9 protein-coding genes and 2 pseudogenes are annotated in these 19,984 nt (G+C 54.3%); 3 read left to right on the forward strand and 8 right to left on the reverse strand.

Going from position 1 to position 19,984, the window contains the following annotated elements; all coding sequences use genetic code 11:
* Positions 1-42: 42 nt before the first annotated feature.
* The gene (locus tag GEAM_RS12360; RefSeq protein WP_051899497.1) at positions 43-6,546 is read right to left on the reverse strand and encodes an autotransporter outer membrane beta-barrel domain-containing protein; all 6,504 of its coding nucleotides are present in this window, start codon (positions 6,544-6,546) and stop codon (positions 43-45) included.
* 435 nt (positions 6,547-6,981) lie between these two features.
* On the opposite strand from GEAM_RS12360, the gene GEAM_RS12365 reads away from it, so the two are divergent.
* Both GEAM_RS12365 and pbpC read left to right on the forward strand, forming a co-directional pair.
* Complete coding sequence (locus GEAM_RS12365; RefSeq protein ID WP_034791926.1) at positions 6,982-12,966, forward strand: alpha-2-macroglobulin family protein; 5,985 nt, start codon at positions 6,982-6,984, stop codon at positions 12,964-12,966.
* 3 nt (positions 12,967-12,969) lie between these two features.
* On the forward strand, positions 12,970-15,327 hold the full coding sequence (gene pbpC / locus GEAM_RS12370) for a penicillin-binding protein 1C (RefSeq protein WP_034791928.1): 2,358 nt from the start codon (positions 12,970-12,972) through the stop codon (positions 15,325-15,327).
* 98 nt (positions 15,328-15,425) lie between these two features.
* Here the strand turns inward: pbpC and GEAM_RS12375 are convergent, their stop codons facing one another.
* The 3 genes from GEAM_RS12375 to GEAM_RS12385 form a co-directional block, all read right to left on the reverse strand.
* Positions 15,426-16,214, reverse strand: a complete 789-nt coding sequence (locus GEAM_RS12375) for a hypothetical protein (RefSeq protein ID WP_034791930.1) — start codon at positions 16,212-16,214, stop codon at positions 15,426-15,428.
* Between the two features lie 122 nt (positions 16,215-16,336).
* Positions 16,337-16,873 (reverse strand): hypothetical protein, encoded by a 537-nt coding sequence (locus GEAM_RS12380; RefSeq protein ID WP_128124458.1) that lies wholly within the window; start codon positions 16,871-16,873, stop codon positions 16,337-16,339.
* A 120-nt stretch (positions 16,874-16,993) separates the two neighbouring features.
* A complete protein-coding gene (locus tag GEAM_RS12385) occupies positions 16,994-17,548 on the reverse strand; it encodes an Ail/Lom family outer membrane beta-barrel protein (protein WP_034791938.1) in 555 nt (184 codons plus the stop codon).
* Positions 17,549-17,927: 379 nt separating this feature from the next.
* Here GEAM_RS12385 and GEAM_RS22705 point away from each other — a divergent pair.
* Positions 17,928-18,059, forward strand: a pseudogene (locus tag GEAM_RS22705) (SymE family type I addiction module toxin); the annotation flags it as partial.
* A gap of 40 nt (positions 18,060-18,099) precedes the next feature.
* Here GEAM_RS22705 and GEAM_RS12390 read toward each other — a convergent pair.
* From GEAM_RS12390 to GEAM_RS12400, 4 genes and pseudogenes are all read right to left on the reverse strand, one after another.
* The gene (locus tag GEAM_RS12390; protein WP_034791940.1) at positions 18,100-18,537 is read right to left on the reverse strand and encodes a hypothetical protein; all 438 of its coding nucleotides are present in this window, start codon (positions 18,535-18,537) and stop codon (positions 18,100-18,102) included.
* Between the two features lie 4 nt (positions 18,538-18,541).
* Complete coding sequence (locus tag GEAM_RS12395) at positions 18,542-19,120, reverse strand: toxin C-terminal domain-containing protein (protein WP_419471230.1); 579 nt, start codon at positions 19,118-19,120, stop codon at positions 18,542-18,544.
* 105 nt (positions 19,121-19,225) lie between these two features.
* A pseudogene (locus GEAM_RS23560) lies at positions 19,226-19,522 on the reverse strand (VENN motif pre-toxin domain-containing protein); the annotation flags it as partial.
* 254 nt (positions 19,523-19,776) lie between these two features.
* Positions 19,777-19,980, reverse strand: a complete 204-nt coding sequence (locus tag GEAM_RS12400; protein WP_034791942.1) for a hypothetical protein — start codon at positions 19,978-19,980, stop codon at positions 19,777-19,779.
* Between the last annotated feature and the right edge of the window lie 4 nt (positions 19,981-19,984).

Raw genomic sequence — 19,984 nt, forward strand, 5'->3', positions numbered from 1 at the left:
TGACAGAATTGTGACCGATATTATGGACTTAATCAGTCATGGTTAGAACGTCCAGCGCACCCCGCCGGTATAGCCCCAACCCTTGGCACCATTGCTGTTTATCTCTTTGCGATAATCCACTTCTGCATAGAGCGACACGTCTTTTTTGAAGGTCGCCGTGCCGCCCACGCCTAGCTCGCCAATTTGGCCGAACTTGCCGCTGGTGAAGGTGTGGCTGACGTCGAAACCTTCCGCGCCAATGGTGGTTTTCGCCTCGCCGCCCCAGCCACGATAGTAGTTCGCGCGCACATAAGGCGTGTACTGGCGTCCTGCGTCATCCACCCAAGTGCGGTCGGCGCGCAGGCCCAAACGGCCAATGGTCTGGCTGTAATTTTGGTAATCCACCGTGGTGCGATCTTCATCAATAAAGTTATCCATATTGATGCGGGTGTACATCAGTTGCGCCTGAGGTTCGAGCTTCAGGCCATTGTCGAACAGGTACGGATAGCCCGACTCCAGCGAGGCGCTCCAGCTCTTACCTTTCGACGATCCCACCTCTTTTTGGCGTGGAATATCAGTCTCGCCGCGATGTCTATCCAGCGACAGCGCACCGTCCATGTAGAAGCCGTTTTGGCGCTGCCAAGACAGATAGAGCGCGATGCTGTCCGAGTTGAAGGTGGTGCTGCTAAAGCCATCGGCGGCTTTTGGGCGCACGCGGTTATTACCGTGGGTATAAGCCAGACCGCCGCGCAGGCTGTCTTTGTCGCCGTCGAGGCGCAGCAGGTTGCCGCCCAACTGTACCGCGCTGTAATCCATGTCGAAGTCATAACCAAACTGCTTGAAGCCGACATTGGTTTTATAGGTCATGTTGGAGCCGATATAGCGCAGGAACATCTCGCCACCGTTGCCATCAGGACGGCTCTCCTCGTGGCGTAACTCACCAAGGCGCTTGTGCAAGTTATCCATGATTGCCGCGTTGTAATAAGCCAGCGCCACCGGGGCAGAGATATAAGACGGCACCTGTGGCGTAACGGCCTGACGGCCCGGCGCGCAGTTGTCGACTCCGTCAACTACGCAGCCATCGTCCGGCGGATTGACCAAAGGCTGGGCGTTTGGATCTACCGGTACTGACGGCTGTTCAGGCGTGCCGGGGTTGGTCGGGGTGACCGCCACCGGCTGCGCGGCCTTGTTACAGTCATCCCCTTCACAGACATAAACGTTACCGATGCGGTAATCCCAGAAGGTGTTATCGGTTCCTCCAGCGACCTGACGTTGGTTAGCGTCGCTGCTGCCCGGCGCGAAGCTATAAAGCTTGTAACTCCAAGGCCCGAGCGCCAGATAACCGCCCTGTAGCGCGAAGCTGTTGGCGTTGGCATTGCCCGCCACCTGCGCCACTGAGATACCTTCATAGGCATCCATCGATGAGGTGTGGTTGAGGTCGGTGAGTTTGCCGGTGCTAATGTCCGCTGGCGTGACAATCAGGGTGGTGACGCCGCTGTTGGCGTTCCCCGCGATGCGCAGCGAGTCGGTGAACTGGTTGCTCACCACGCCGCCTTCGTTGAGGTCGGTGATCATCTTCACCACCCCGCCGTTAGAGACTAAATCGCCATTAATCGACAGGCGGTTGCCCGGCGAGCCTGCGCTGTTGGTCAGGTCGATGGTGCCACTGTTGGTGACAATTGCCGAGTTCAGCTCGCCCCCCGAGATAATCGGGTTGACGCCATTCCCGGCATACAGGGTTGAACTACTATCAATGTTGACGTTGCTGTGCGCCAGTGACAGGTCGCCGGTCAGCTCCCACTCAGTGCCATTGCTGAAGTTAATCACGTTCCAGCCATTGCCCAGATTGACCCCGCGCGACGGGTCGTCGCTGGCGAAGCTGCCGCCGCGCGACGTGATTTGCGAGAAGTTAAGCTCATTATCCGTGCCGATGCCGCTGGTGATGTGGCGCGTCGTAGAAAGGTCAACATGGTTGATGTAAGCGCGATTGGCATTGCCCGCGCCGAGTGACAGGCTGCCGTCGAGCGTGCCGCCGTTCCAAGTGATGGTGTCATCCCCCTCGCCGGTGTTGATATCGCCAAACACGCTGCCGGAGGTCAGGAGAACGTTGTCATTCCCCGCGCCGCCCTGCACCGCCACGGCGCTGGCCGAGGATGGCGTGATGGTGCCTTGGTTCTCAAACACCGCCGTGCTGCCATTGCTCAGGTCCACCACCGGCGCGACCAAGCTTGCCGAGGTCAGCACCCCGGTGTTCAACACGGTTCCCGCTTTCCCCGCCACCAGCGCCGCGCCGCCCGCGCTATTGGTCACATTGACCGTCGCCGAGGTGACGACGTTGCCGGTGGTATTGGCATTGATCCCCGTCCCGCCTGCTCCGCTGACTTCAAAATGATAATTATTGCCTAGCACCAAATTGCCAGAGGCGGTCGAAAGGTCGGCCTGAGTGAAGTTAAAACCGGTGCCGCTCCCCGTGACGTTCACCCGCAATGCAGAAGCCGGGTCGAAAGAGGTGGCGGTGCGCACCCCACTGCCGTTGGCCACGTTGATAACGCTGTTTTGCAGCAGAACGTTGCCAGTCTCGGCGCGGTTCTCAATGCCGTTGCCCGTGCCGTTGATATTCAAGTTGATATTGTTGGTCGACAAGCCCGCCGCGCCGCTATCGAGCAATACGCCGTGCGCCGTTCCGCCGACGTTAATGGCGTCGCTACCGCCGTTTAACACCAGTTGGGTGCCATCGGCGATGCGAATGCCCGCCACGCCGTCATCGACATTAATTTTCCCAGCGACGGCGATAGAAGTGCCGCTGCCACTGGCATCGATACCCGTACCGTTCGCCACCTGAATCGCACCACTATTGGTCACGCTGCTGCCAGACGCGACTCGCACGCCGGTCCCATTGCCGCCGATGACATTAATGTTGCCGTTATTGGTGAGAACGCCGCCCTGCTCGGCCTGCATGCCGATGCTGTTTGCCCCGCTCATATTAATGGCGCTGCTGTTGTTGCTCGCCCCACCTTGCAAGGCTGACATCCCGACGCCCGAAGCGCCCGTCACATTCACTTGGCCATTATTGTTGGCAATGCCGTTTTGCTGCGCCAGCAGGCCCGTCCCGCCGGTGCCGCTGATATTGATGTTCGCATTATTGCTGCTTGTCCCGCCCTGCTCGGCCAACAGCCCGGTGCTGCCCGCGCCATTAAGTGTCAGCAATCCGTTATTGACGATTTGCCCCAAATTACGCGCGGCGAAGCCTATCGCGCCCGCCGCATTGCCCACCAGCGTCGCGGCGCTGGTCAGGGTGGTTCCTGCCTGCGGTGCGCCGCTGTTAGCGCCGCTTAAATCATGTTTCTGGCCGTCGGCCACGCCACCGATGCTGTTCACGCCGGTCAGCGAGATAGAGCTGCCCGCGTCGAGATTACCCGTCGCGCCGCCTTCTACCACCACGCCGCGCGCGCCGTTGCCGCTGGCAATCAGGCTTGAGCCGGTGGTGTTGATTTGAGTATTCAGCCCGGAACCGACCAGTGACTGGCTGTCGGCCCCCGAGGCTGTCAGGGTCGAGCCGCTCGCCAAGGCCAGCGCTGCGCCATCTTCAATGCGATACAGCGTTGAACGGTCAGTGCTGGCATTCAAAGTGGAAGTGGCACTGTTGATCGCCGCGCCCGCACCGACGGCGCGGTAAGCAATCTGGTCAGTATTGTTGAAGGCTGGCGTGGCGCTGCCGGACACGTTGACCTTGCCGCCGTTAATGGCTTCTGCACCAATCGCCCCGACGCCATTGAGGTTGATTAAAGAGCCGTCGCTCAGCGTCGCGGTGGCGCGGTTGCCGCTGGCGCTGACGCCGCGCGTACGGTTGGCGGTGCTGCCGCCGTTAACATCAATGGTGCCGCTGGTGCTGGCGGTGGTATTCAGCGTGCCGGTGCCGCTGTTGACCACGATGCCGGTACCGCCGTCGCCAATGGCGATGTTGCCAGTGTTAGTGCCGGTCGCGCCGCTTTCGACGCGGATGCCGGTCGCGCCTGCGCCGGTGAAATTGATGTCGCCGGAGTTAGTCAGCGAAGCGCGGTTGCGGGCAATGTAACCCGTCAGGCCATTTTGTGATGAGTTGAGGGCCGCCGCTGAGGTCAAGTTGGTATTAGGTGAAGCCGTGCCGCTGTTCGCGCCGGTAAGAGTGTGTTTCTGGCCGTCGGCAATGGCTCCCACCGAGTTTTCACCAGTGAGGTTAATGGTGGTGGCGGCATCAATCACGCCCACCGCACCGCCCTCGACAATCACGCCGGTCGCGCCATTGCCCGAGACGTCAAAGGTGGCATTTTGCGTCACCACGTTGGTGCCGCCGGTGCCGGTTCCCATCACGCCGACCGAGTTCGCGCCCGAGGTGGTTAAGGTCAGGTCGGTGCCATCAAAATCGGCTCCCTGCTCAAGGCGGAACAGCGTCGAGCCGGTGGTTGTGACGTCAAAGGCATTGTTGCCAATGGTGTTAATTCTGGCATTCGGGCCATAGGCGAAGAAGGCGATTTGATTACTGCCCTGATTGAAGGTCGGGATCGCAGTGGAGGAGACGTCGACCGTGGCGTTGCCACGCGCGTGGACGCCAATCGCGCCATTGCCGGACAAATTCACCGGGCCGTCGACCTGCGCGGTGGCCGTGCCGGTTCCCTGCCCTTCAACCCATACGCCGAAGTTGCGGGTGGAGCTGGCTGCGTCCGCGCCGCCCGCCACGTTAATGGTGCCGGTGGATTTCGCCGACGCCGTATTGCCCGCCGTGGCAATCACTTTGATCCCGGTACCGTTTACGCCGTTCAGATTGATGGTTCCGGCGTTATTGATATTGCCGCCGCTGCCCGCATTGACTACCGACATACCGATATTTTCACGCGGGATGGTGGTCGCGCGGCCGTTCACATCAATAGTGCCGTTGTTGACCATCGTGGTGGTGTCGCCGCCGTTGGCAAACATCCCCGCGCCATTCTGGACTCTCGATCCCAGCACGATACTGCCATTATTGGTGGCGCTGCCGCCGCTGTTAACCTGCACGCCGGCCGCCAAATCACTCTGGTTCAGCGCGGTATCGGCCGGCGTATCTGACTTGTTGTTTTGCGGGCCACGGCCAAGATAGATCACCCCGTCCGCGTTATTGATAAAGGATGAAGCGGCGTCGCCCACCAGCACGCCGGTTGTGCTGCCGGTGGCGCTGGAACCGTTGACGCCGACATTGATATTTCCGCTGTTAGAAGCGGTAGATCCGCCCCCAAGATTGATGCCCGAGGTGGTGCCGCCGGTGGTGGCTAAGTTGATAATGCCTTGGTTATCAAAGGTGCTGCTATTTTGCACCTGAACGGCGCTTGAGCCATAGCCGGTTGAGGTCACGCCGGTGCCGTCGTTGCGATTCACAAAACCGCCGTTGATCACCCCGGTTACACTGTTGGTCCCTTTGCTGGTGTCGGTAAGATAAACCGCCGCGCCCTCAGAGCCAATCGAACCCGAGCTGCTGACCTTGCCGTTAACCGTGACTTCAGCCCCGTTCGAACCGCGGATCGCCCCGCCGTTGGCCCCAATGACTTCTAGCGTTTTGCCCGCCGCTACGTTGACTTTGGCTCCCGCGCCGCTGGCGTTAATGACAATTCGGTTGCCAATCGCCTGAGCGACGTCGTCATTCGGGTCATCGGCGGAAATCTTATAGCCAATGGTGCCGCTGCTGCGCACAAAGGCTTTGTTGAACTCCGTCAGATAGGCGCTTTTGTCCAGATTGCCCGACTCAAGCTGGGTGATCAGCCAGTCGTTATAGGTTTTAAGCCCTGCCGCCGAGGTGACGTTGAAACTGTTACTTTTGCCATCCAGCGTCTGTACGTTGAACGCGCCGTTATAGGTGATCAAGTTAGTCACAGCATACTGGCGCGGCACGGTAGGGTCGGCCGCGGAGCCAGTAAAGGTGATGCGGTTGTTGGAGTTCCAATTCAGGGTCGAGTCGCCGCCGGCGGTGCCGTCGACATTAAACAGCGTGCTCTGCTTGGCCGCCATGCTCCAGCCGTTTGAACTCGCGGTCGAGGCTGAATTCGGCTGCCCGATATTCACATTTAAGGTGCCGCCGTTGTTCACATCGGCAACACGGGCGTTGATGTACTGGTTGTCTCCGACATTGACGATATCCGCCACCGCCGTGCTGCTATCAATCTTGGGTAACGCCGTCAGGCTGCTCGGGTTGTAGACCTGAAAAGTGGTATTGCCGCCGGTGGTCGGGTCAGGAATGGTGATGCCGAAATTCTGTGGGCCAATATCCAGCCGGTCGGCATTAATAAAGGTGTTGCCGTTAACCACCAGATTTTTATTTAAAAGATCGCCCAGCGTGGTGTTTACCGCGCCATCTACGCCGGTTTGAAAACGCTGCACGCCGGTAAGGTCGAGGGTGTTACCGTTGGCAGTTACCCGTCCCGCAAGCTGGTCGTTGTCGGCAGGGTTATAAGGCTCTAACACCACGGCGGTGGCGGGATGTGGGTAAAGCAAAACAGAAGGGAATGACATAACGGAAAGGACAGCAAGCGCTACTTTTGACAACGCCGGTCTACGATTCATAAAAACTCCCAGATGAGTATTAAAAGGTGGTAACTCATCCGTGAGGCTAGCTATAAGCACTAAAAATTTACCTTTGGTTAGCCCAATGATTTGCAGGGCAACTCACCAAAAGTATTTGGAAGGATTTTTATTGATAAATTTAAGTTAAATAAACGTATAGATTAGGTAAGAAAAATGTACAAAAAATGTCTTAGAGAATTGTGTTAATTCGAGAAGTCGGTGGGATTTGAAAGTCAAAGACAGACAAAATTGTTCGTCATTGACCTGTCATTTCGAGAGAGAGTTTTATTCGCTATTTCCCTTGCTTTTACTTACCATTCCTTACAAATGTGGTGTGCCTTCCTGCCAGCCCGATAGCCTGAGTTTTTTTGCCGTTTTGGCTGCTCGCCGCGCGCAGTGATACCGATCCTTAGCATGTGGAACAAGGTTCAAATAATGGATTTATTACGGTTTTTGCTTCGTCTGCCCTTCACTTTAGTTAAAGGTGTGTGCTGGCTATTGGCCAAAATTTTCTGGCTGCTAGGGCTGGTGCTGCGCCCGCTGATTGGCAATATTCAGTGGCGTTCTCCGGCATGGGTCGCTGGCGTGAAGAAGGGGTTTCTCGCTACAGAAAGAGGTGTAGACAACCACCCGAAATCCGTCACCACCGCCGTTGTGCTGTTGATTGCGCTGGCGGTTGGCGGGTTTTATGGCTATCACGCGTGGCTCAACCGCCCGCAGCCTATTGAACCTGCGCCGATGGTTTACCAGCAAACCACGGTGCGCGTCGCCGGGCCGCAGCTGATTAACTACAACGCGCAGAACCGCCCGCCGCAGGAAATTATTCTCTATTTCAGCCATGCCGCCGCGCCAATCACACTGGTGGGTAAAACCGTCGAGCAAGGCGTCAGCCTATCGCCTGCCGTTGAAGGCCAATGGGCGTGGCGCAATGCCGCAACGCTGGTCTTCACCCCGAAAGGCGCGCTGCCAATGGGTTCGGCGTATAAAATCAAGCTCGACGCCGCCAAGCTGCTGGCCCCGCAAATCAAAATTAACCAGACCGAATACAGCGCCAACGCGCCGTCATTTGACTATCAATTAGGTCAGGCCGAGTACTACCAAGATCCGCAGGATGCCCAGAAGCGCAGCGCGATTTTCCGCGTGCAGTTCAACGCGCCGGTGGACGTGGCGAGCTTCGAAAAACGCATCTCACTGGGGTTGATTGAAGGGAAAGAGACGCCGGAGAAAAAACTCAACTTCTCACTGGTGTATGACGAGAAAAAGCTCAACGCATGGGTTCACTCTGAACCGCTAAAAGCCTTAGAACAGGGCGGCTCGGTTCACGTCGCCATTGATAGCGGCGTCAAGGCCAGCGTGTCTTCGCAGCCGACGTCGGGCAAGAAAGACAACTGGGTCAGCGTGCCGAGCCTGTATAGCCTCAGCGTGGCCGACGTGGCCGCCACGGTGGTGAATTCCGACGACAACCAAGGCAGCCGCGCGCTGGTGGTCGCCCTGAGCGACGGCGTGAAAGACAAAGAGATCGGCGCCGCCGTAAGAGCTTGGCTGCTGCCGCAAAAGAACCCGAAATACGGCGATGATGACCAAGATGCTATCTACCCGTGGTCGATGTCCGACATCGATACCGGCATCATCAGCCAGTCTGCGCCGGTCAAGCTGGCGTTAAACGACGCCGAGCAGGAGTACCAGCCGCAGTTTAGCTTCACCTTTGACGCTCCGGCTCATCGCTACTTGTTGGTGGAAATCAATAACGCGCTGACCTCTTTCGGCGGCTATAAGATGCCGGAGAAGCAGTATCGCGTGGTGGCGGTGCCGGACTACCCGACCTCGCTCAGTTTTATGTCGCAAGGCTCGCTGCTCTCCATGAACGGTGAGAAGCAAATTAGCGTGGCGGCTCGCAACGTGCCGGGCCTCAAGCTGGATATCAAGCGAGTTATTCCGAGCCAGCTGCAGCACATCGTCTCCTTCAAAAGCAGCCAATACTCTTCGGCGGAGTTCAACCGTCTGGGCGATGAATACTTTACCGAGCACTTTGAATACACCCACGCGGTGGACAATCAGAAGCCGGGCGAAGTGAGCTATCAGGGCATCGACCTGTCGCGCTATTTATCAGATAACCCGAACGCCCGTCGTGGCGTCTTCTTACTCACCCTGACCCCGTGGGACCCGGCGAAAAAGGCCGAGCAGTCTGAAGAAAATCAGCCAGAAGAAGAGCAGTACAGCGAAGACGATGAGAGCGGCGACGCGCAGGTCGGCGACTCGCGCTTCGTGGTGATCACCGATTTGGGCATTATCAGCAAGCGCTCGCAGGACAAAACCCGCGACGTGTTCGTGCAGTCAGTGCAATCCGGCCTGCCGGTCAGCGACGCCAAGGTGTCGGTGATTGGTAAAAACGGCGTGGCGCTGCTCACCCAAACCACGGATGCTGACGGCCACGCGCGCTTCCCGGTGCTCGACGTCTACAAAAATGAGCGCCAGCCGGTGATGTTCTTGGTCGAAAAGCAGGGAGACGTCTCCTTCCTGCCGACCAGCGATTACAACGATCGCGGCTTAGACCTATCGCGCTTTGACGTCAGCGGCGAGCAAACGCCGTCTGACCCGCGCACTCTGAGCAGCTATCTGTTCTCCGACCGTGGCGTCTATCGCCCCGGCGACACTTTCAACATCGGCCTGATCACCCGCACCGCCCAGTGGGGCAACAGTCTGGCGGGCGTGCCGGTTCGCGCTGAAATCCGCGACCCGCGCGACACGCTGATGAGCACCCAGCCGCTTAAACTCACCGCCAGCGGCTTTAACGAACTGAGCTACACCACCAGCGAAAGTTCGCCGACCGGCGAGTGGAATGTCTATCTCTACCTGATTGGCAAAAATAACGACGCCACTACCCTGCTCGGCCACGTGGCGGTCAATGTCAAAGAGTTCGAGCCGGACCAGTTGAAGGTTAAACTGCAACTGACGCCGGACCGCAAACAGGGCTGGGTCAAGCCGTCGGAACTGCAAGCCAATATTGATGTGCAAAACCTGTTTGGCACCCCGGCGCAGAACCGCCGCGTGACCTCCAAACTGACTCTGCGCCCAATGTACCCGAGCTTTGATCAATACCCCGATTACCTGTTCTACGAGAACCGCACCAACAACGACGGGTTCGACACCGAGTTGCAGGAGCAGACCACCGATCTGGAGGGTAAAGCCGCGATCCCGCTGGATCTCAAAGCCTATGCTGATGCTACCTATCAGCTGCAACTGCTGTCTGAAGCGTTCACCGCCGGAAGTGGCCGCTCGGTAGCCGCCACCGCCCGCGTGCTGGTGTCGCCTTATGATTATCTGGTGGGGGTGAAGGCCGACGGTGACTTGGGTTACATCAATAAGGACGCCGAGCGCCATCTCAATCTGATTGCGATTAATCCGTCGTTGGCGAAGATTGCCCTGCCGAACCTCAGCCTGTCGCTGATTGAGCAAAAAACCGTGTCGGTGCTGACTAAGCAGGACTCAGGTGTCTATAAATATCAGTCGAAAATGCGCGAAGTGCAGCTCTCAGAGCAGCCGCTGGCGATTGCCGCAGAAGGCAGCGACTTCCGCCTGCCGACCCAGCAGCCGGGCGATTTCGTGCTGGTGGTGAAAACCGCGCAGGGTCAGGTGCTTAACCGCGTCTCTTATAGCGTGGCCGGTAACGCCAACCTCAGCCGCTCTCTGGACCGCAATGCCGAGCTAAAACTGAAGCTTAATCAGGCTGAATACCAGCCGGGCGAAGAGATTGAAATCGCCATCAACGCGCCTTACACCGGCAGCGGCCTAATCACCATCGAAAAAGATAAAGTCTATAGTTGGCAGTGGTTTAAAAGCTCCACCACGAGTTCAGTACAGAAGATTCGCGTTCCGGCAGGCATGGAAGGGAATGGCTACATCAACGTGCAGTTCGTGCGCGATGTGAATTCCGACGAGATCTTCATGAGCCCGCTGAGCTACGGCGTGATGCCATTCAAAATCAGCACCAGCGCGCGCAAAGCCGGGTTACAACTCAGCACGCCGGAGGTGATTAAACCGGGAGAGAAACTGCCGATCACCGTCAACACCGACTCGCCGCAAAACGTGGTGGTGTTCGCCGTGGATGAAGGGATTTTGCAGGTCGCGCGCTACAAGCTGAAAGATCCGCTGGAGTTCTTCTTCCGCAAGCGCGAGTTGAGTGTCGACAGCGCGCAGATCCTCGACCTGATCCTGCCGGAATTCAGTAAAATCATGTCGCTGACGTCAGCACCGGGCGGTGATGCCGGTGAAGGGCTGGATCTGCATCTCAACCCGTTCAAACGTAAACGCGATAAGCCGGTGGCCTACTGGTCTGGCATCGTGCCGGTCAATGGTCAGGCGCGCTTTGACTACCCGGTGCCGGACTACTTTAACGGCAAAATCCGCGTGATGGCGATTTCGGTCACGCCGGACAAAATCGGCATGGCGCAGACCAACGCCACGGTGCGTGACAACTTCATCATGACGCCAAATGTGCCTTCTATGGTGGCACCGGGCGATGAGTTTGACGTCAGCGTCGGGGTGAGCAACAACCTTGAAGGCATGGGCGACCAGCCGGTGGATATCGCCGTTAAGCTAACCCCGCCGCCGCAGCTTGAGGTGGTGGGCAATGCCCAGCAGTCGCTGTCGCTGGCCGCCAAGCGCGAAGGCAATCTGACCTTCCGCCTGCGCGCCAAAGCTGAACTGGGAGACGCGCCGCTGGTCTTCGACGCTCAATACGCCGACAAAAGCAGCCGCCGCACCATCAGCACCTCGGTACGCCCGGCGATGCCATTCCGCACCCAGTCGGTGATGGGTCGTATGAGCGGTAAAACCCAGAGTGTCGATAACCTGCGCAGCATGTTTGATGCCTACGCCCAGCGTGAGGCGGTGGTGTCGAACTCACCGCTGGTGCTGACCAGCGGGCTGGCGCACTATCTGGCGGACTACCCGTATTACTGCTCTGAGCAGATTGTCAGTCGTTCGATTCCACTGGTGCTGCAAAGCAAATATCCGCAGCTCAAGGGCAAGCTGAGTCAGGCCGAGGTGAACAGCCAGTTGAACAACATGCTGCGCACCCTGCGTTCGCGGCAGAACGACAGCGGCGCGATTGGTCTGTGGCAGGCTTCGCCAGTCGCCGATCCGTTCATCACGCCATATGTCGTGCAATATATGCTGCTGGCAAAATCGTCTGGCTACGCCATCCCTGCCGGTATGCTGGAAGAGGCCAACAGCGCCCTGCGCGAACAGGCCGCCAGCGGTTATGAGGACTTGTACCATCTGCGCCTGCGCGCCTTTGCGGTTTACCTGCTGACGCTGCAGGGGGAAGTCACCACCAACTCGCTGGCATCGGTGCAGGACAGCCTGCAAAAAGGTTATGCCACCAGCTGGCAAACTGACCTGAGCGCGCTCTATTTGGCTTCTTCTTACCGCCTGCTGAAAATGGATGACGAAGCCAATAAGCTGTTGCAGCCAAGCTGGAATGAGCTGGGCAAGGCGTACAACAGCGCATGGTGGTCGCAGAACTACTTCGACCCGCTGGTGCAGGACGCCACTCGCCTGTACCTGATCACGCGCCACTTCCCGGAGAAAGCCGCGTCGATTCCGCCGCAGGTGCTGGAGAATATGGTGAAAGCGCTGAAAGAGGAGCGTTACACCACTTACTCCTCCGCCATGAGCATTTTGGCGCTGGACAGTTATTCTAGCCAAATCGCCCAGCAGTCAAGTGCCGATGGCCTGAGCATCAGCGCCATAAATAAAGAGAAGCAGGCGCAGCCGGAAGTTATCTCGACCTTGCAAGGGCTGTTCGCCAAGGGTGATTTCAACGCCTCGGCGCGTTCGATTGAGTTCAGCAACCAGAACAACGCCCCGGCGTGGTACGTGGTGACGCAATCGGGCTACGACGTGGCCGCGCCGCAGAAAGCCATTTCTCGCGGACTGGAAATTACTCGCGATTACACCGACGAGCACGGCAAGCCGGTTACTCAGGTGACGTTGGGTGAGAAGATTAATGTCCATCTGAAGATCCGCGCCAATGCTAAAGAAGGCCAAAGTAATCTGGCGATTGTCGATTTGCTGCCGGGCGGTTTTGAAGTGGTGCAGCAAGCCGCGCCAGAGCCGGAAAACGAAGGTGAGAACGGTGACAGCGAAGCGCAGGCCGACAATGTTTGGCGCTCACCAATCGCTGCCGACGGCTCAACATGGCAGCCGGACTACAGCGACGTGCGCGACGATCGGGTGATTATCTATGGCAGCGCCAGCACCGAGGTGCAGGAGTTTGTATATCAGATTAAATCGACCAATACCGGCAGCTTCATGATCCCTCCAGCCTTCGGCGAAGCCATGTACGACCGCGAGGTTCAGGCCCTGTCGGTAGGTTCGGGAAATATCGTGGTGGTTCCGGCGGATGCTAAAAAGTAACGCATGACTCAGACTTTTAGCCTAAAACGTCTCCTACAAAACGGCCTTATGGCCGTTTTTTTGCTGGCTATCTTCTTTGTCGGCTGCCGCCTGTGGCCTCACCCGCCGCTGTCGCACGGCTTGCCGTTTTCCAGCACTTACTATGACCGCAACGGCACCCTGCTGCGTATCACGCTCGCCAATGACGAGCGATACCGCACTTGGACGCCGCTGGAGCAAATTTCCCCGCGCGTGATTCAGGGCATTCAATTGCATGAAGACCGTTGGTTCTACTTTCATCCCGGCTTCAACCCTGCCAGCCTGCTGCGCGGCTTCTGGCGCAGTTATATTCTTGGCGGCAAGCAGCAAGGCGGCTCGACGCTGACCATGCAGCTGGCGCGCATGCACTGGCATCTCAACACCCGCACGCCGTCCGGCAAGCTTTGGCAAATTGTCCGCGCGGTGCAGCTCGAACTGAGTTATTCCAAGCACGACATTCTCGAGGCTTATCTCAACTATGCGCCTTATGGACGGAACATTGAGAGCATCGGCGCGGCCAGCCTGATTTACTTCAACAAGTCGCCGAGCGATCTCAACCTGCCGGAAGCCCTGACGCTGGCGGTCTTGCCGCAATCGCCAAGCTATCGCATTGACACCAAAACCGGCGTGCTCGGCGAGGCGCTAAATCAGGCGCGCAACCGGCTGTTTGCCCGCTGGCAGCAGCGCTACGACACCGACAGCAGCCAAAACGCGCTATTTCAACTGCCGCTGAGCCTGCGCCAGCCGGAGCAGATGCCCTATATAGCGCCGCACTTTATCGAACAGATTTGCCAAGAGCATCCGCCATTGCAAGGCACCCAAAGCCGGGTCGATACCGAGCTGGACGCAGGATTGCAAAAGCTGGTCGAGCGTCAGGTCGACGCCTTCATCACCCGCAACGCCAGCCGGGGGATCCACAACGCCGCCGCGCTGCTGGTCGATACGCGCGATATGGGCGTGCGGGCGCTGGTCGGCTCGGCTGACTACTACAATCGGGATATTCAGGGGCAGGTGAATGGCACCAATGCCAAGCGTTCGCCCGGCTCGACCCTCAAGCCTTTTATCTATGCGCTGGGGCTGGAACAGGGCGTGCTGCACCCGATGACCATTCTCAAAGACGTGCCCTCTTCCTTCGGGGCTTATGCGCCAGAGAATTTTGATCGGCGCTTTCTCGGCCCGGTCACTGCCACCGATGCCTTAAACTTCAGCCGCAATATTCCGGCGGTGTATATCGCCTCCCAGCTCAAGAACCCGACGCTGTATCAGTTTCTGCGGCTGTCGGGTGTCGCCAATATGGCGAGTGAAAGTCACTATGGTTTGTCGCTGGTGCTTGGTGGCGGCGAAGTCACGGTGCAAGAGCTGGCGCGGCTTTACGCGCTGCTGGCTAACCGTGGCGAACTCAAACCGCTGCGCCTGCAAAAGCAGGACGCCTCCCCTGCCCCGATTCGGCTACTGAGTAATGAAGCCAGTTTTATTACGCTGGATATGCTGCGCCAGCACCGCAGGCCGGGCGACACGCTGGCGCAAAGGCCGACCTCTCTGCCGGTGTATTGGAAAACCGGCACCTCGTGGGGATTTCGCGATGCATGGACGGCGGGGATTTTCGGCCCCTACGTGCTGGTGGTGTGGGAGGGGAATTTCGACAGTAAGGGCAACGGGGCTTTCATTGGTGCAGATGCCGCCGCGCCGCTGTTCTTCAACATTATCGACAGCGTGCAGGCAAATTATCCAGCCCTGCGCGAGCCAAAACACCCGTGGCCGAAACAGTTAAAACGGGTGGATATCTGCCTCGCCAGCGGCGACCTGCCGACCCCTTGGTGCCAGCAGCAGGGTAAAACTTGGTTTATTCCGGGCAAATCGCCAATTAAGGTCGATACCATTTACCGCCCGGTAGTGCTGGATATTCAGACCGGGGAAGTCGCCTGCCCGCCTTATGACCCTGAGCAGACGCGCACCGAGGTGTTTGAGTTCTGGCCGTCGGACTTGGCGAACGTTTTCGCACAGGCCGGTTTACCCAAACGCACGCCGCCGAACAACAGCCGCTGCAAGAGTGACATTAATTCGGTCAGCGGTTCGCCGCCGCGCATCACTTCTCCACTGCGCAATACCACTTACACCCTGCGCCAGTCGCAGCAAGGCCGCGATGCGATTGTCTTCAACGCCACCACCGACGCGGACAGCAAAACGGTGTATTGGTTTGTGGATGATATCTATCTCGGCAGCAGCGCCAGCAAAACCGCGCTTCAGTGGCGACCTGAAAATAATGGCCAATATCGCATCCGGGCCGTGGACGATCACGGGCGCGGCGATTCAAGGCTGATAAAAATTGAGATTGTGAATTAGTTGGCGAGGAAACCGTCGGGGTTTATTCCTCCCCATTTCGGGGAGGTTTGACTGAAAATCTATTTCCGAGAGAGGTGCAGACTGTTTAGATTCTCCGGCTATTCAGTCGGACAGTCCGTTTTGTCATAAGATAAGGTCTTCTCACTCAAGCCTTGGTTATAAACATAGTCAACCGTCAGACCATATTGTTGTACCATCGGCGTAGCGCAAAAGCCTTTAATAAAAATGGCTCTGTTATTTTTATCCAGCGCTGAAAAATCCACCTCATTGAAATCTATATTTTCGACGCCGTGGGTATAAATGAGTTTCTTATTATTAATCTCAACACTTTTTAAAACCGTGTAATAATCCATTCTGACTGGCAGTGATAATTTAGAGATTTCAGCCTGACTCTGTGCCTCAAACGCCGCCCAAGCCTGATCGGCACTTTTGGTTAATAAAGCCCCCATTCCAAACATCACCCCAAGAGAGACTAAAACACAAACTACGGTAGTAAGGGTCATGTGTTTGCTGACAATGTTTTTAGAATTTATGTTCTGATGATGGAAGAAGGTCCCCACCACCCCGCCACAAAACATAAGAATAAACATCGTCACAATAATTGTGCTACCTGTGTTATGAGCCGATATATTTAGGGCTTTTACGAAAAGGAAAAGCAGCAACATAGCCACCGCGCAAATACGGCTTCTACGATAAATCCCATAAGCCAAAGCAACAGCAGCAAGGGTGTAACCAATACTATAAATATTGGCTAACAACCCATGCCCTAGCCCCGACCAAAAGTAGAGCGTAAATCCCAGGTTAATAGCCGCCGACAGTATCGCCGCCCCCCAGGCATTTTTAACAAAACGATTAATGTCCTTTTCAATCTTTGCTGTATCAGTCATTGTTTAGGCCCGTGATTTTTAGTGCAAGAATCTGTGAGCGCCCCATTACCAGTTACCCCATTATGCGGCGTTAACCTTGAATAAAGCACTCCAAATCCTATCTATTTCCATGGTCATTTATTTTAACCTATAGTTTTAGAGCCAAACAATCCTGGGCAAACATTTTTTATATTCCAGCTATTAATTTGGCTAGGCTCAACCTTTGTAGTATAAAAATCTTCCGGGGTGACATTATTAATATCTTTAGTAGCCGATAGCTCAATCACATACCCAGAATAAATCCCATATATTTTGTTTGATTTTGGAATGAAAGTCCTATAATGGAAATAACCTGGACTCTGAACACCAATAATATAGTATTGGTCTGCTTTTATTTTGTACTGGTAAATATCCTTCCCCGTACCTTTTAAAGCAAGGTTGCGAGTGAGTAGTCGGCGTTGTTTCTGGTCAAAGCACCCCTCTTTAGTTAATTCATAGGTATAAATTGATTGATTATAGCTATCATCCATAACAAACAATATCGCAGAATCATCCCCTTGATAACTTGAATATTTTGGATAAAGTGAATTATAACCAGTGCAAGCTGATAGCATTGAGACTAGGAAAGCACATCCCATTAATTTCAAAAAACCATCCATAGCATTCTTACAGATAAACATTACAACCTCATACATTAAATTATGATTTATTTTTCAATCAAAATATTATTTATTATTGTAGTAAACTGAATATATAAGGAGCAACATTATGTTACTCCTTTTAATATTCAAAATTATTGATTAAAAACGGTAGCCAATACCTACGTTAAACCCATTAATCTTAGCATCTACGATTTTGCTGCCTTCATAACCCACATCAATTGCGATATTTTCTGTTGGATTAACTTGGACACCGACACCATATGCGAAAGCAGTTTCGCCATTGTTGGAATTTTCTGTGTAAGTATAATCACTGTGGTGGTAATTCTGGCTTAAGTCACTTTTGTTTTTAGAAACACCACCCAACGCATAAAACGATACATATTCATTAATGCGATAAGCCGGTCCAACAAGCAGAGAGTAGTATTTTACTTTTATATGATCATCATAGTTAGTATATTCATTATATTCACTATCAAATAAATTACCGCTCGTTGACATATAAGTAAATGAACCGAGAATACTTACCCGCGAGTCCCATTCATAGCGATATTTAGCATTCACACCGCGAATATTCTTGAAGTCTTGCACCTTACTTTGTGCATAGCCCAGACTGATGGTTTGTGAATCGGCCTTTGCAACGTTTGATACGCCGACTAATGCCAAGATTGCCAGAGATAAAATGCCATACTTCATGTGTTATCCTTAACTAAAATTATAAGAAAGTAATGAGCCATACCCGATATGGATTAGCACCATAGATTGGTAACTTGTAGAAAGTATAAATAAAATTGTATAAGTGGATATACAATCGGTGTAAATAGTACCAAATGGGTTTTTTAATTAAAATACCGATTCAACTAATTAAGGCTACTTATAAGAAATAATTTAGTTATGGATAGAATTATCCTAGCCGCAAACGAACAGCTGATTATCCATTTTATGTATGGGTGTCATCAATTTGTGCGGTTAGCTGAATAATATGGGTATCCGCTAAGCTTGGCTTGTGGATGTTACGCAGCGGTTGCTGCCTGAATAGCTCGCTGTACTTTCCCTCCGGTACCAAAATGAGGGCAGACCGAACCCCAGCCCAGAGCTGACGATAACAGGTAAGTGGCTGGAACAGCTGGGGTTTAGTACCGGCCAGCCGGTGAGTATTACGACTGAAAACGGGTGTTTGGTTATTAGGGCTGAGATTAGCGGCTGAGGTTATAAAGAATAATCCCGGCTCGAAGGCCGGATTATTGTTATTTTTTTAGGCGATTGTAAAAATCCCGAACACTATCTAGATCCGTATTCCACTCAGAGATTTTCATGCCGTCTTCATCATGGGTAATCCGAGGCTCTATAAATTCATTTATCTTATCCGGCGTGAAATCCGGATGTTCATCTAAAAAAAGGATACTGTTTTGTAAGTAAGCATTTTTCTCTTCAAAATATATCACCCATACAAAAATAAAATTACTTTGCCCAGGCTCATACATTGAAACAGCTAGGACTGCATGATCTTTTTTAGCAAGGCCGCTCTCAAGTGATTTAAGCCAACTTTGTTTGTAATCACTTAAACCCCAGTAACTTATTGGGATACTTAGTTTTTCTTTAAAATCATCAATGATAATTTCAGCAGGAAAAACCGGCTCATCTTCCATTGTCACTGGTGTATCTTCGGGGAATATACCAAACATATAATTAATCCTTGATCCGGTTCAGATCACTGTCGTAAGTGCCAATACGCTTACCTTTACTATTGAACATCTTCCAACCATTTGCCACATTATGGCTGTCAACATCGGGGCTAATATAATTTTTCCCATTGTAAAATACCGGCTGACCGTGTGAGTCAAATGGTGCTTTTTGCGGTGGGATTCGTTGTCCAAAACCTAAGTTCTTAGCCGCTTCTTGGGCTTCTTTGCCTTTCAAGGCCAAATAAGCCAAATCGTCCGGATTCTGCTCAGCAACCGGCGTAGTGGTATTCCCACCTACATCCGGTGCACCGTCGCTATTACCTGTATTAATCGCGCCCTGCCCGCCACTCTGATCCGGCGTAACCAGTGACGTTCCTTTATTCTGGCCTGGGATAGGATTTTCAAGCTTACCACCGGTTGGATCTTTATCTCCCGCAGGGAACGCCGTGATCAGGCCTTGATTTCCCTTCCATTCCTCATAAGCTGCACGCTCGCTCGGTGACAGATTGTCCATAAGATTCTGATCGCCCGACATCGCTGCGAGCATAACATTGGTTTTCTGCGATCCTGAGAGATCTTCCATCGCCGAGGTGGCGACACCAACACCGACCAGAGCGCCGAGTCCAATATCAATGACAGCTTTACGACACGCAGGTATTTCCGCACAAGCCGCTACACAGGTACGAATGACAGCAAGGTTATTATTTTCCGCCGCCGTTTTACCCGCCTGCGCCCCAGCAACCACATTCGCCGAACTGTCCCCCGTCAGCCCGCCAGCAAGCCCCGCCGCCATCGTGCCCAACGCGCTGATTGTCTGTCGCTGCTCTTCAGTCAGATCTTCACGCTTAATATCAGGATAAAGCTGTTGGGCAATAAATTCACCCATAGCAGCACCGGATGCCCCCGCTAGGGCACTATTACCGTTAATCTGCGAAACCACGGCACCGACCACAGCATGCGCCATCAAGTTGGCTTCTTTATTAACGGCTGCCCTGCACGTTAATGTCGGTATCCGTGGCACGAATGTTGAGGTTGTTCCCCGCCGGCAGGGTGCTTATTGGTCTGGGTCTGCTCCGACTTGGACGACTGTGCCATAAGAGAGGTTGAGCGAGTTTGACCTCACAAGGCAGCACATATTACCGTACCTCCTCGTCGGGCAAGATGGTGATTACCCAGCGAGCTAAGGTTGCTTTTGAGACGTAAATACAATATCCCCCACACTATAGTCGGGGGGATACTTTAGAAATCCCAACAAACATCAAAGTCAACCATCTGATTTTTAAGGAATTCCTCTTTTTCAAACCAATAATCAAAGACTTCTATATTAGTAGGATCACGTAATATCAAATAAAACCCACCTGTATCCCCTTGAGTATCATCGATTATCTTGATGCTCCATCCTTGATATTCTCCACTAGCTACAACACCATTTTTTAAGACCATTGAT

The sequence above is a fragment of the Ewingella americana ATCC 33852 genome, from assembly GCF_000735345.1.
Taxonomy (GTDB): domain Bacteria; phylum Pseudomonadota; class Gammaproteobacteria; order Enterobacterales; family Enterobacteriaceae; genus Ewingella; species Ewingella americana.

Bases quoted from the DNA above. Each gene is read 5' to 3' on its own strand.
- GEAM_RS12390 (WP_034791940.1), bottom strand. From the start codon at position 18,537: ATGTTTGGTATATTCCCCGAAGATACACCAGTGACAATGGAAGATGAG.
- GEAM_RS12395 (WP_419471230.1), bottom strand. From the start codon at position 19,120: ATGGAAGATCTCTCAGGATCGCAGAAAACCAATGTTATGCTCGCAGCG.
- pbpC (WP_034791928.1), top strand. From the start codon at position 12,970: ATGACTCAGACTTTTAGCCTAAAACGTCTCCTACAAAACGGCCTTATG.
- GEAM_RS12400 (WP_034791942.1), bottom strand. From the start codon at position 19,980: ATGGTCTTAAAAAATGGTGTTGTAGCTAGTGGAGAATATCAAGGATGG.
- GEAM_RS12360 (WP_051899497.1), bottom strand. From the start codon at position 6,546: ATGAATCGTAGACCGGCGTTGTCAAAAGTAGCGCTTGCTGTCCTTTCC.
- GEAM_RS12365 (WP_034791926.1), top strand. From the start codon at position 6,982: ATGGATTTATTACGGTTTTTGCTTCGTCTGCCCTTCACTTTAGTTAAA.
- GEAM_RS12385 (WP_034791938.1), bottom strand. From the start codon at position 17,548: ATGAAGTATGGCATTTTATCTCTGGCAATCTTGGCATTAGTCGGCGTA.
- GEAM_RS12380 (WP_128124458.1), bottom strand. From the start codon at position 16,873: ATGTTTATCTGTAAGAATGCTATGGATGGTTTTTTGAAATTAATGGGA.
- GEAM_RS12375 (WP_034791930.1), bottom strand. From the start codon at position 16,214: ATGACTGATACAGCAAAGATTGAAAAGGACATTAATCGTTTTGTTAAA.